Below are 12,791 nucleotides of genomic sequence, written 5' to 3'. Positions count from 1 at the left end.
CCAGTAGCGCTCAAACGTGCGCGCTGTCGAGCAGCAGCTGCTCAGTCGCCTCCCACAACCGCCCCTCACGCTCCCGATCCTGAGCGATCGGCTTCACCTCGGTCACCTTGTCCCGCACGACGAACGCGCCGTCACGCAGCTGCCCCCACTTCGCGTCGAGCGCCACCGAGGCCAACGCCGGCCCAGAGCGCTTAGGCGTGGCAACGCCAGGCAGATGCCCGAGCCCACGCCCCATCGCCCGCGCCGCCGCCGGCATCCCCCGGCCCAGATCGGTGCCGGGCATCCACCCGGGCTCGAAGACGACCACGTTCACACCCGGCGCCACCTGACGCTGAAGTTCGTGGGCGTAGTAAAGGATCGCGAGCTTGGTGTTGGAGTACGCCACACCGCCGGCCTTGAAACCGGGCTTCGTCTCGGCAGTCGCGGGACGCGCCATCTCCACCGGATCGCGCCAGTCCGCTGCGGGCACTCCCATCAGGCGCCGATAGATGTTGGCGTGATACGTGTTCGAGCCGAGCATCACGACGCGCGCCGGAGCGCTCAGGACGTCGCGCAGGTCGGCGATGAGCTGCGCGTGCGCGAGGTACCCGACCGCGAACGTGAGCTCGTAGCCGTCGGCGGAGGCCTGCCGGGTGTCGGCCGACATCGCGCCGGCGTTGGCGATCAGCGCGCGCAGCGGCCGAACTGCTCCGCTGGACAGCGACTCGCGCGCCGCCGCAGCCGCTTTCCGCACGTCAGCGAGCCGCGACAGGTCGCAGCCGATCGTCTGCACGGTCGCGCCGCGAGCGCGCGCCGCCTGCGCGACGTCCTCAAGGGCGCTTCCGGGCCGACCCACCAGGAGCAGGTCCGGGCGTTCGCCGTCGGGGCGGGAGGCCAGGGCCAGGGTTGTGGCGCGGCCCAGGCCCCGGGTCGGGCCGGTGATGAGGACGGTTCCGGGTTCCGTGGCGGTCATGTCGATTACCTCTTGGCGCTTCGGGGTCTGGTTGCTTCGGGAGTCTTGCCTCGTCCCGAGTCTCGGCCCGATCCCCCAGGCCAACCAGCCGTCCGGTTTTCCTAGGACTGCCAGGGCCAGGACAATCACGCCGCACACACCGAGACTGGAGGCATGGAGTCCTCGGAGTTCGGCCGGATGGTGCGCCGTTCGCGGGACCGGGTCGCGCCCGAGGCGGTCGGCATGCCGGCCGGGCGCCGACGCCGGGCCGTCGGGCTGCGGCGCGAGGAGCTGGCCGCGCTCGCCGGGATCTCGGCGGACTACCTCACCCGACTGGAGCAGGGGCGGGCCACCGCGCCGTCGGTCCAGGTGGTCGAGGCGCTCGCGCAGGCGCTGCGGCTGCCGGACGCCGAGCGCGAGGTGCTGTACCGGCTGGCCGGGCACGCGATGCCCGGTCCCGACCTGGTCCCTTCCCGGCTCACGCCGAGCGTGCAGCGGCTGCTGGACCGGCTGTCCCACACGCCGGTGGTGGTCTACGACGCCACCTGGACGCTTCTGACGGCCAACGCCCCCTACGACGCGCTCATGGGCGAGACCTCACACCTGCACGGCCTGGAACGCAACGCGATCTGGCGCAACCTGCACGGCCTGAACCGCACCGTGCACACCCCCCGAGAACAGGCCGACCACGAAGCACGCCTGGTCGCCGACCTGCGCCTGACCGCCTCCCGCTACCCGGCCGACCAGAGCCTGCGCCGGCTCGTCCGCGACCTCGCCGACGACAGCCCCCGCTTCGCGGACCTGTGGGACGCCGGGGACACCCCGCCGCCGCCGGCCGACCTGGCGAAGCAGAAGGTCGTGGAGCATCCCTCGGTCGGCCGCATCGCGCTGGACTGCGACACGCTCATCGTCGCCGGGGACGACCTGCGGATCATGGCCTACACCGCCGAACCCGGCACCGCAGACGCCGAGCGGCTGGCGCTGGCGATCGTGGTGGGAACGCAGAGCCTTGTGGATTAGGGCCGAACCCAGAGCATTGACTGCCAGGCTCGTCCTGTTCGACGATGAGTCCCGTTCCAACGGGGGTTCGGGCTGGGCTGGAGAGAATCGATGGTGCGGGTGGTGGGAGACCGGATTCTGGTGCCGTTCTCGGGTGACGGTTCGGGCGAGTCCGAAGTGACCTGGGGCCAGCGCAACGTCCTGCGGATGATGCAGCTCGCCGGCGAGGCCGTGATGATCGGCGGCACGATGCCGCTGGCCGAGGGGACGACGGTGGAGAACATCGTCAACCTTCTGGGGTTCATCGTCGAGCGCAACCACTCGCTGCGGACCCGGTTCCGCTTCCGGGACGACGGCGAGCCGGTGCAGGTGCTGTACTCCTCCGGCGAGGTCGCGCTGGACATCGTCGACATCGGGCCCGACGAGGACCCGGCCGAGACGGCCGAGGCCGTGCGGATCGGGTACGAGAAGGCGCCGTTCGACATCACCGCGGACTGGCCGGTCTGCATGGCCGTCATCCGGCAGGAGGGCGTCCCGGTCTGGTTCGCCGCGATGTACCCGCACGTCGCCATCGACGGTCTCGGCTTCGAGGCGCTGGTCGCGGACCTGGCCAACCTGAACCAGGACACCGGCGAGCGGCTGGCGCCGCGCGAGGGCATGCAGCCGTTCGAGCTCGCCGAGCAGCAGCAGACCCCGGCCGCGCTGCGCCAGAGCGCAGCCTCCATCAAGAACTGGGAGCAGATGGTGCGGGCGGCGCCCCGCCACCGTTTCGACACCAAGTACGAGCCCCGTGATCCGCAGTGGTGGGAGCTCGTCTTCGACTCCCAGGCCATGTACCTCGCCACGACCTCGATCGCCGCGCGCACCGGTGCCAACACCGGCTCGGTCCTGCTCGGCGCGTACGCGGTGGCCCTGGCCAAGCTCTGCGGGAAGAACCCCAGCGCGATCCGGACGTTCGTCAGCAACCGATTCCGGCCGGGGCTGCAACATTCGGTGACCCCGCTGGTGGCCTCGTGCCTGTGCGTGGTCGACGTGGCCGACACCGACTTCGACACCGTCGCGCTGCGGGCCTGGCGCTCGCAGCTGAAGGCGGGCAAGTTCAGCTACTTCGACCCGCGCGACCTGTTCGCGATGTTCGACCGTATCGCGGCCGAGACCGGCGAGCCGGTGGACCTGCTGTGCTACTTCAACGACCTGCGGCGCGCGACGGCCGCGGCACGGCCCGGGCCGCTGCCGACGGCCGAGGAGATCGAGGCCGCGCTGCCGCTGACCACGCTGACGTGGGGTCCGCACACGGACGTGCCGGACGCGCAGACGTTCATGGAGGTCAACCCGGTTCCGGACACGGTCAACATCATGCTGCGGGTCGACACCGAGGTGGTGACGGTGGAGCAGCAGGAGGAGATCGTGCGGGAGATGGAACGGATTCTGGTCGCGGCGGCGTTCGATGCTGCTTACCCGACTGGGATCAGCGCGCACGCCGTGGTTTCTTCCTGACCGGTCTCTGACGGCCGGTCTGGCGACAGGCGGCCGCGTACACGCTCGCTATGGTCGGCAGCCCGCTGTGGCTGCCGACCTTTTTGCTGTCTTCGCCCTCGGCGCTCGTGACACCGCCCTCGTCCGCATCGCGCCCTCGCCAACAGCGGCCTACTCGCCGCCCTGGCCGTCCGGGTCGATGCCGCGCCTGATCCGTCGGCCGATGTCGCGCAGTTGCCGTAACTGCGCCTTCGTGAGCTGGTCCACTACGAGCCGGCGGACTTCCGCGACGTGCCCCGGTGCGGCCTGGACCACCTTCTCCCAGCCGGTTTCGGTCAGCGTCGCCAGCGTGTAGCGGCCGTCCGCCGGGTCGGGCGCGCGCCGTACCCACCCGCGCTGTTCCATCCGCACGACCACCTGGGACAGCCGCGGCAGCGATCCCTCGGCCTGGGCTGCCAGCGTGCTCATGCGCAGAGTGCGCTCCGGCGCGGCCGACAGCAGCGCCAGCACCTGGTACTCGAAGTGCGTGATCCCGGCGTCGCGGCGCAGCTGCGCGTCGAGCGCGGCCGGGAGGCGGTTCATGGTTCCGGCCAGGGCGAGCCAGGCCTGCTGCTCGTCGGCGTCCAGCCAGCGGGGTTCCGGCACGTCGTCCACGCCTCGTAGCTTAACACGTGAAGTGATCCGACTTCGAAATGACTTGCACTGTGAAGTCAATCAGGGCTACCTTCACTTCAAGCGTTAAGTCATCTCGTCGAGAGGGAAGTCCCGATGCCGCACGTCGACCAGCAGAACCCTGACAGGCGGACACTGCTCCGCATCGGCGCGGTCGCCGGGAGCGCGGCCGGTCTCGGCGCCGCCGGCGTCTTCGGCGCCCGAGCCGCCAGCGCGACGACGACGATGACGGCGAACGCGCCGTCGGGCGGCGCGGCGCGAAGGCCGTCGTCGGACGCGAACGACGCGTCGCATCCGCCCTACCCGCCGCACACCGTCGACACCTCGCACTGCACGCCCGAAGTCGCCGACATCTTCCGCCGCGTCTTCGCCGCCAAGAGCCGGCACGACACCGCCGCGTTCATGGCGCACTTCTCCACCTCGAACCCCAGCTACAGCGACGGCTGCCTGGGCATCGTGCTGTCCGGCTGGCAGGCGATCAACACCGAGTTCACGTCACTGCTCGGCGGCGCTCCGGCTGGAGCGCTGTCCTACCCGCTCACCATCGTCGGCGACGCGCGCAGCGCCACCATCGAGTTCGTCGACACTCCTCCCTTCTTCGGCGCGGAGGTCCGGGCGCTGTCGTCGGTCACCTTCGACCGCAACCGCAAGATCACCCGCTGGGTCGACTACTGGGACCGTCGCAGTTCCCTGTTTCCGCCGTCCGACGGCAGCGCCTATCCCTCCGACTTCCACGACTCGGTGCAGAACGCGGACCCGGCCATAGTCGAGGCGGCGCAACGACTTCAGGCCGCGTTCGTAGCACGGGACGCAGCTGCCGCCGTCGCACTGATGTCCGCCGACGTCGTCCATGAAGACCTCGCCGCGCACACCCGCGTCCGTGGCCAGTTCCAGGTGCAGCGGTACTACACCCGCGCGCTCACGCAGCTCCCGTACGGCCCCGGCGCCGCGCTCGTGCACGTCGAGGGCAGTCGGCAGGGCGGCGGCTACGAGTGGACGGCGTCCCCGGCACTCGCGGCGCAGCACCGCGGCCACACCGGCATCGAGCTGGACGCCGGCGGCAAGATCAGCCGGCTGACCACGGTCTACGACTCCAGCCTCCTGAGCTACCCCGCATACCAGTCCCTGGTCGGGCTCGCGGCCGAAGCGCCGCAGTCCTAACAAATAGATACAGAACAAATAGATACAGAACCAAACCAATGGATACGAAAATGGAGACAAAGCAGATGGAAGCCATCGTCCTCAAGGCCGCCGGATCGCCGGACCAAGCGCTGGTCCACCGCGACGAGCCGATCCCCGTGCCGGGCCCGGGGGAAGTGCTCGTCGAGGTGCACGCGGCGGCCGTGAACCCGCTCGACGTCGTCAACGCCGCAGGCTGGCTCGGCACGCCGCTCCCGACGATCCCCGGCGTCGACTTCGCCGGCGTGGTCGTCTCCGGCGGCGCGCGCGAGGGTCGGGAAGTGTGGGGCAGCGGACCGGACCTGGGCATGAAGCGAGCGGGCACGCACGCACGCTTCGTCGCCCTGCCCGAGAGCTGGCTGTCCGACAAGCCGGCGAACCTGACGATGGCCGAGGCCGCCGCGATCGGCAGAGCGCACCTCACGGCCTTCGAGACCGTCGTGAACCTCATGGAGGTGAAGGCCGGCGAGACGCTCCTCATCACCGGCGGCTCCGGCATGGTCGGCCGCGCCGCGACCGCGATCGCCCACTGGCGCGGCGCCAAGACGATCGTCGCCGGCCGGCACCGGCCGGAAGGCGTGGAGCACTTCATCGACACCAGCGCGGCGGACGGCACCGTCGACCTGGCCGAGGCCGTCCTCGACAGCACCGGAGGACGCGGCGCGGACCTGGTCCTGGACACGGTCGGCGGCCCGCAGTTCGAGCCGGCACTGCGCAGCCTGCGCTTCGGCGGCCGCATGGTCGGGATCTTCAGCGCGCCCGAGCCGAAGATCTCCTTCTCGCCGGCGGAGATCTACAACCGTCAGCTGCGCGTCACCGGCCTGGCCAGCGTGTTCCTCGACGGCGCCTACGCCGCGGGCATCTTCGACCAGCTCAAGCCGCTGTTCGAGCGCGGCATCCTGGCGGCGCCGGCGGTGCGGACCTGGCCGTTGGCGCAGGGCGCGGAGGCCTACCAGGCGGTGATGAACGGGTCGAGCGGGATCAAGCAGGTGCTGGTGCCCAGCGGCGGCTGAGCGGCTGAACGGCGGGCCATCGGTGCCGCAGCCGCCGATGTCGCCGATGTCGCCGAACCGAGTCCCAGCTCACCACCGTGAGCTGGGACTCCGTCTCCCTCAGCGCCGTTTTCGGTACGCGGACGATATGCGGCGCCTCCTACCATCAAGTGCATGCGTGTGTTGGTCGTGGAGGACGAGCCCTACATGGCGGAGGCCATCCGTGATGGTCTGCGCCTCGATGCGATAGCGGCGGACATCGCCGGGGATGGGCACACCGCCCTGGAGCTGCTGAGCGTCAACAGCTACGACATCGCGGTCCTGGACCGCGACATCCCTGGACCCTCCGGCGACGAGATCGCCAAGCGCATCGTCGCCTCCGGCAGCGGTATGCCGATCCTCATGCTCACCGCCGCCGACCGGCTCGATGACAAAGCCTCCGGGTTCGAGTTGGGCGCCGACGACTACCTCACCAAGCCTTTCGCGCTGCGGGAGCTCGTGCTGCGGCTGCGGGCGCTGGATCGGCGGCGGGCGCACAGCCGGCCTCCGATACGGGAGATCGCCGGGTTGCGGCTGGATCCGTTCCGGCGCGAGGTCTACCGCGACGACCGGTACGTGGCCCTGACGCGCAAGCAGTTCGCCGTCCTGGAGGTGCTCATCGCCGCCGAAGGGGGTGTGGTCAGTGCCGAACAGCTGCTGGAGCGCGCCTGGGACGAGAACGCCGACCCCTTCACCAACGCCGTGCGCATCACCGTCTCGGCGCTGCGCAAGCGCCTCGGCGAGCCGTGGATCATCGCCACGGTCCCGGGCGTGGGCTACCGCATCGATGCCGAGAGCGGCGCTGAGGCCGAAGTGGCCAGAGTAGTAGGGGCCGGCGCCGAGGCCGAGGGAGTGCATCGTGGCTAGAGCCCCGGGCATGAGCGCCCGCCTCAAACTCACCTTCAGCTACGCCGGCATCGTCATGCTCGCCGGATCCCTGCTGATCGCCGTGGCCTGGATCTTCGCGCTGCGCTGGCTCCCGGACCACGACCCGCCGAAGCCGTCGCCCGGCCAGATGACTGCCATGCCGGCCCCCGGAAGCGGCGCCAATCCCGCCATCCTCATCCTGGGCCCCAGCCGCTCGGACCTGATGCGCGGCTTCGCGCCCGCCGCAGCGGTCGCCCTCGCCTTCCTCCTCCTGCTCGGCCTGGTCGGAGGCTGGTTCCTGGCCGGCCGGATGCTCGCCCCGCTGACCCGCATCACCGACGCCACGCGCTTGGCCGCGACCGGGTCACTGGCGCACCGCATCGAGCTCGAGGGCCGCACCGACGAGTTCCGCGAACTCGCCGACACCTTCGACACGATGCTCGCGCGCCTGGAAGCACACGTCGCCGAACAGCAGCGCTTCGCCTCCAACGCCTCTCACGAGCTGCGCACCCCGCTGGCCATCACGCAGTCGCTCCTGGACGCGGCCCGCAACGACGCGGAGCGCGACACCGACCGGCTCATCGACCGCCTCCACGTCGTCAACACCCGGGCCATCGACCTCACCGAGGCGCTGCTCCTGCTCAGCCGTGCCAACCAGCGCTCCTTCGCGCGCGAGGAGGCCGACCTGTCGCTGATGGCCGAGGAGGCCACCGAAACGCTCCTGCCCCTGGCCGAGAGGCATGACCTGCTCATCGAGACCTCGTGCGCGGTCGCGCCAGCTATCGGCTCGCTGGCGCTGCTGCTCCAGCTGGCCACGAACCTCGTCCACAACGCGATCGTCCACAATCTGCCCGGCAAGGGAAGCGAAGGCACCACAAGCGGCCAAGGCATGATCTGGGTCAGCACCGGCATCCGCGGCGACGACGTCGAGCTCAGCGTCGAGAACACCGGCGACAAACTCGCCCCGGAGCTCGTCGCGACCCTCACCGAACCCTTCCAGCGCGGCACCGAACGCGTCCACACCGACCACGCGGGCGTCGGCCTCGGCCTGGCCATCGTCGACAGCATCACCCGCGCCCACGACGGCGCCCTCACGCTGACCCCCCGCCCCGGCGGCGGCCTGCGCGTCACGGTCCGGCTGCCGCTCCCGGCCCCGTACCGCACGCCTACCGCCGACGCCTCCGAGACCCGATACGTACCGACCGCACTGCGGCTCGCACGTATCGGGCCCAGTCACCCCAGCTCACCTACGTAACAGGGAAGTCGAAGTACGTGTCGGGGTACGGCTCGTCCTCCAGCCTGTAGTGCCACCACTCGTAGTCGTAGGCACGGAACCCGCTGACCGCCATGACGGTCCGCAAGGCCTGTCGGTTCGCCGCCTCGGCCTGCGTTATCCCGCTCGCGCCGTGGTGGGAGACCGGGTCCATCAGGTCGTGGCCGCCACCCATGGCCGCGAGCTCGCCGGTGGCCAGGTCGTACAGCGTCAGATCGACCGTGCTGCCCCGGCTGTGGCCCGACCTGGCGGCCACGTACCCCTGCTCGAACATCCCGGCACGGTCGATGTTCGGATAGTGCTGCGACTTCGTCCGGCCGTCCTCAGGCTGCTGCGACCAGCGCAGGAAGCAGTCCACAGCACGCTGGGGACGATAGCCGTCCCAGAGCACCAGCCCGAATCCGAGCGAGCCGGCCTCCTTCTGCGCACGTTCCAGCGCCAGGCACAGCGCCGTCGTCCCGACGACGCGGTTGACCAGGTAGCCGTCCACCGGCTTGCCGGTGAAGTTGTCCCAGGTCGCGTACTTGGCGTCCCAGCGGACGCCGGGCACGAGCTGGTCCACGAACACGAAGTCGTCGGTCACCGGAGCTCCCCGGTCAAAGCCAGAGCCACCAGCCGGTCGATCACCTCGGTCATCGAGAAGCCCGCGGCGGCCATCATCCTCGGGTAGCGGCTGTAGGAGGTCAGGCCGGGCAGGGTGTTGACCTCGTTGAGGACGACGGTCCCGTCCACCTTCAGGAACAGGTCCACGCGGGACAGCCCCCGGCATCCCAGCGCGCGGTACACGGCCTTCGCAGTCTCCTGAACCAAGGCACGCGACTCGGCCGGAATGTCAGCCGGGACGATGAACGAGGAGTTCTCCGAGCCGGTCTCCGGCGAGCTCTCCTGATGGATCTTGAAGAAGCCATGCGTCAGCGCGACCCGGTCCACCTCGCCGGTGATCAGGTCCGCGCCGTTCCCCAGCACGGCACAGCCGATCTCGCTGCCGACGACGGCCTGCTCGATGAGCACCTTCGAGTCGTAGAGCCGGGCCTCCTCCACCGCACCGGCCAGCTCATCGCGGCTGGCCACCTTGCTGACGCCGAACGACGACCCCGACCGCGCCGGCTTGACGAAGACGGGATAGGTCAGCTCGCCGGGATCGATCGCCTGGCCCGGCATGAGCGTCCGGAAGGTCGGCGTCGCGATGCCGACGCTCTGCGCGACGAGGTAGGCCAGCGTCTTGTCGATGCACAGTACGGAGCTCTGGATATCGCAGCCCACGTACGGGATGCCAGCCAACTCCAGGAGGCCCTGGACCGCGCCGTCCTCGCCGAACTTGCCGTGCAGCACCGGCAGGAGCAGGTCCAGGCTGACCGTCTCGTACTTGCCCTCGTCGAGGACCAGCAGCCCGCGCACACGCCGGTCCGTCGAGAGCACGACCGGACGGCTGTCGCCGTTCTCCCAGTCCCCGTCGGGGCTGTCGCACAGCCGCCATGCGCCGCTCTGCGTGATCCCGATATAGAAGGGCTCGTATTTCGACGTGTCGAGGGCCCTGGCCACCTCTCGCACGGACTTGACGGAGACGGGGTGCTCCTCGGAACAGCCCCCGAACATGATGCCGATCTTCAGCTTATCCATGGTGATTCCTGCTCTCGAACTTCAGACAGTTGACGATGGAGTTCTCGACGGTGTCGCTCAGTGCGTGGTCGGTGTAATACGCGGTGTGCGGACTGACGAGTACATTCGGCAGCTCTTGCAACCGCAGTAGTGCTTTGCTGTCGATGGAGCGCTCTCGGCAGTCCGTATAGAAGACCCCTTCTTCTCCTTCGAGGACGTCGAGCGCCGCACCACCCAGCCGACCGCTTTCCAGCGCCTGGAAAAGAGCCTCAGTGTCGAGGAGAGAGCCGCGTCCGGTGTTGATGATGAACGCGCCGGGCCTGAGTTTCTCTATACGCTCGCGGCTAAGGAGATGATGCGTATCTGCGTTCAGAGGTGTGTGCAGCGTGACGATGTCGCTGCTCTGTAGAAGCTCATCGAGCGGTACATACTCGGCGCCGCTTTTGCGTTCGGGGCCGCGGTCATGGGCCATCACCTGGCAGCCGAAACCCCACAGGCGATCCACGACGGCCGCGCCGATGCGGCCCGTTCCGACCACGCCGACGGTCAGGTCGCGCAGCTCACGGCCGCGGACCTCGTGGAGCCGGTAGTCGTGGACGTCGGTGCGGCGCACGATGGATTTCGCGTGGCGCACGGCCATCAGCATCAACATCAGGGTGTAATCGGCGACGCTGTCCGGCGAATAGCTGACGTTCTCGACGGTGATTCCGACACTGTTCGCGTAGTCGACGTCGAGGTGGTTGTAGCCGATGCTTCTGGTGGAGACGTACGCCACGCCGGCCCGGCTGAGCGCGAGCAGAGTGTCGTTGGTGACGCGCGTCTTATGACCGACGCTGATGCACCGGTTTCCGGCCACCAGTTCCGCGTTGGATTCCGATACCGCGGCCTCGGTGATCGTGGGAACAACACCGAATCCCGGCGTCAGCTCCCGGAACAAGACAGCCTCGTCCTGGCCGCATCCGTAGATGGTGATTCCCGTCATGGCAGCCACTCAAGACCACGCGAGGTTGCCGGTATGTATGTGGTTTTCGATACGCCGGCGATATACCGCGCCGCCTTGACTGGACCGCATGACCGATGACGAGCCAGCCGCATGATTCCGCTCAGCCTCGCCGAGATCGCCACCGTTGTCGGCGGGACGGTCGAGGGGGACGCGGCCCTGACCGTGACCGCGCCGGCCGTGCTCGACGGCCGGCAGGCCGAGCCCGGCGGCCTGTTCGTGGCCTTCGCCGGCGAGCACGCCGACGGCCACGACTACGTCGGCCAAGCCGCGGCGGCGGGGGCGGTGGCCGTGCTCGGGACGCGGGCCACGCCGCTGCCGACGGTCGTCGTCCCGGACGTGCGGGCCGCGCTGCAGGCGCTCGCCACGCACGTCGTGGCGCGGCTGCGGGCCGGGCTGACCGTGGTGGCGGTGACCGGCTCGCAGGGCAAGACCGGCACCAAGGACCTGATCACGGCGGTCCTGTCGAGCACCGCGGCGACGGTCGCCACGCTCGGTTCGCTGAACAACGAGCTCGGCGTGCCGCTGACCATGCTGCGCGCCGACGCCGACACCCGCTTCCTGGTGCTGGAGATGGGAGCCCGGCACGTCGGCGACATCGCGGCGCTGACCGGCCTGGTCGCGCCCGACGTCGCGGTCGTGCTGAACGTCGGGCTGGCGCACCTCGGCGAGTTCGGCTCGCGCGGCGCCATCACGCAGGCCAAAAGCGAGCTGGTGCGGGGCCTGGCGCCCGGCGGCACGGCCGTACTCAACGCCGACGACCGGCGCGTGTCCGCGATGCGCTCGTACACCGACGGCCCGGTCCTGACCTTCGGCCGCGCCGAGCACGCCGGCGTGCAGGTGCGGTACCTGGTGCTGGACCAGCTCGGACGGCCGTCGTTCACACTGCGGAGCGGCAAGGCGGCGGCAGTCGTCACGCTACCGCTGGTGGGCGCACACCAGGCGCTCAACGCGGCGGCCGCAGCAGCGGCGGCGCTGGTGGCCGGTGTGCCGCTGGACGTGACGGCGAAGGCACTCGCGACCGCGTCCCTGTCGAAATGGCGCATGGAGCTACGCGAGCTGGCAGTCGGCGCGCGCCTGCTCAACGACTCCTACAACGCGAACCCCGACTCGACCCGCGCTGCACTGGACGCCCTCGCAGCGATCGAGGGCAGCCGCCGCATCGCCGTCCTCGGCGAGATGCTGGAGCTCGGCGCCACCAGCCCCGCCGAACACCGCGCGATCGGCCGATACGCCTCCTCCCGCTCCGACGTGGTGGTCGCAGTCGGCACGGCAGCCCGCGCCATCGCCGACGGCGCCGGCGAGCGCGCCGTCCCGGTACCGGACAACGCGGCGGCCGTCGCCTGGCTCCGCGAACACCTCGGCGCCGGAGACGTGGTGCTGGTCAAGGCCTCGCGCGGCGGCCGGCTGGACGAGGTGGCGGCAGCGCTGGTGTAGCGGCGGCCGTCGCCTGGCTGCGCGAACACATCGGCGCCGGGGATGTGGTGCTGGTCAAGGCTTCGCGCGGCGGCCGGCTGGACGAGGTGGCGGCAGCGCTGGTGTAGCCGCAGCCGTCGCCTGGCTGCGCGAACACATCGGCGCCGGAGACGTAGTGCTCGTCAAGGCCTCGCGCGGCGGCCGGCTGGACCAGGTGGCGGCAGCCCTGGTGTAACCGCAGCCGTCGCCTGGCTGCGCGAACACATCGGCGCCGGAGACGTGGTGCTCGTCAAGGCTTCGCGCGGCGGCCGGCTGGACCAGGTGGCGGCGGCGCTGGTGTAGCGGCGG

General features: G+C 70.1%; 12 protein-coding genes. 7 read left to right on the top strand and 5 right to left on the bottom strand.

Annotated features, from left to right (window positions below; all coding sequences use genetic code 11):
* Window positions 1-10: 10 nt before the first annotated feature.
* Window positions 11-952: an SDR family NAD(P)-dependent oxidoreductase gene (locus tag ABH920_RS33100; RefSeq protein ID WP_370353163.1), complete on the bottom strand. Its 942-nt coding sequence runs from the start codon at window positions 950-952 to the stop codon at window positions 11-13.
* 153 nt (window positions 953-1,105) lie between these two features.
* Between ABH920_RS33100 and ABH920_RS33095 the strand changes: the two genes are divergently transcribed.
* Both ABH920_RS33095 and ABH920_RS33090 read left to right on the top strand, forming a co-directional pair.
* Complete coding sequence (locus tag ABH920_RS33095; RefSeq protein ID WP_370353162.1) at window positions 1,106-1,951, top strand: helix-turn-helix transcriptional regulator; 846 nt, start codon at window positions 1,106-1,108, stop codon at window positions 1,949-1,951.
* A 90-nt stretch (window positions 1,952-2,041) separates the two neighbouring features.
* Window positions 2,042-3,427 carry a condensation domain-containing protein gene (locus ABH920_RS33090; RefSeq protein WP_370353161.1) on the top strand — a complete coding sequence of 462 codons (1,386 nt, stop codon included), beginning with the start codon at window positions 2,042-2,044 and terminating at the stop codon, window positions 3,425-3,427.
* A 150-nt stretch (window positions 3,428-3,577) separates the two neighbouring features.
* Here ABH920_RS33090 and ABH920_RS33085 read toward each other — a convergent pair whose 3' ends face one another.
* Window positions 3,578-4,060, bottom strand: coding sequence for a MarR family winged helix-turn-helix transcriptional regulator (locus ABH920_RS33085; protein WP_370353160.1), 483 nt, complete (start codon window positions 4,058-4,060; stop codon window positions 3,578-3,580).
* Window positions 4,061-4,174: 114 nt separating this feature from the next.
* On the opposite strand from ABH920_RS33085, the gene ABH920_RS33080 reads away from it, so the two are divergent.
* The 4 genes from ABH920_RS33080 (at window position 4,175) to ABH920_RS33065 (ending at window position 8,410) form a co-directional block, all read left to right on the top strand.
* The gene (locus ABH920_RS33080) at window positions 4,175-5,239 is read left to right on the top strand and encodes a hypothetical protein (protein WP_370353159.1); all 1,065 of its coding nucleotides are present in this window, start codon (window positions 4,175-4,177) and stop codon (window positions 5,237-5,239) included.
* A gap of 50 nt (window positions 5,240-5,289) precedes the next feature.
* Window positions 5,290-6,270, top strand: coding sequence for a zinc-binding alcohol dehydrogenase family protein (locus tag ABH920_RS33075; protein ID WP_370353158.1), 981 nt, complete (start codon window positions 5,290-5,292; stop codon window positions 6,268-6,270).
* Between the two features lie 153 nt (window positions 6,271-6,423).
* The gene (locus ABH920_RS33070; RefSeq protein ID WP_370353157.1) at window positions 6,424-7,155 is read left to right on the top strand and encodes a response regulator transcription factor; all 732 of its coding nucleotides are present in this window, start codon (window positions 6,424-6,426) and stop codon (window positions 7,153-7,155) included.
* Complete coding sequence (locus tag ABH920_RS33065; RefSeq protein WP_370353156.1) at window positions 7,148-8,410, top strand: sensor histidine kinase; 1,263 nt, start codon at window positions 7,148-7,150, stop codon at window positions 8,408-8,410. The genes ABH920_RS33070 and ABH920_RS33065 overlap by 8 nt, the downstream gene beginning before the upstream one ends.
* On the opposite strand, the gene vanX is transcribed toward ABH920_RS33065, so the two are convergent.
* From vanX to vanH, 3 genes are read right to left on the bottom strand one after another with little or no spacing between them, the layout of a single operon-like run.
* The gene (gene vanX / locus ABH920_RS33060; RefSeq protein WP_370353155.1) at window positions 8,403-9,011 is read right to left on the bottom strand and encodes a D-Ala-D-Ala dipeptidase VanX; all 609 of its coding nucleotides are present in this window, start codon (window positions 9,009-9,011) and stop codon (window positions 8,403-8,405) included. The genes ABH920_RS33065 and vanX overlap by 8 nt on opposite strands.
* Window positions 9,008-10,048 (bottom strand): D-alanine--(R)-lactate ligase, encoded by a 1,041-nt coding sequence (gene vanA / locus ABH920_RS33055; protein ID WP_370353154.1) that lies wholly within the window; start codon window positions 10,046-10,048, stop codon window positions 9,008-9,010. The genes vanX and vanA overlap by 4 nt, the downstream gene beginning before the upstream one ends.
* Window positions 10,041-11,009 carry a D-lactate dehydrogenase VanH gene (gene vanH, locus ABH920_RS33050; protein ID WP_370353153.1) on the bottom strand — a complete coding sequence of 323 codons (969 nt, stop codon included), beginning with the start codon at window positions 11,007-11,009 and terminating at the stop codon, window positions 10,041-10,043. The genes vanA and vanH overlap by 8 nt, the downstream gene beginning before the upstream one ends.
* A gap of 111 nt (window positions 11,010-11,120) precedes the next feature.
* On the opposite strand from vanH, the gene murF reads away from it, so the two are divergent.
* Window positions 11,121-12,464 (top strand): UDP-N-acetylmuramoyl-tripeptide--D-alanyl-D-alanine ligase, encoded by a 1,344-nt coding sequence (murF, locus tag ABH920_RS33045; protein WP_370353152.1) that lies wholly within the window; start codon window positions 11,121-11,123, stop codon window positions 12,462-12,464.
* Window positions 12,465-12,791 lie beyond the last annotated feature (327 nt).

Source organism: Catenulispora sp. EB89, from assembly GCF_041261445.1.
Classification (GTDB): domain Bacteria; phylum Actinomycetota; class Actinomycetes; order Streptomycetales; family Catenulisporaceae; genus Catenulispora.
Note: the sequence above shows the minus strand (reverse complement) of the source record. Positions and strands in the feature narration are given on the sequence as shown.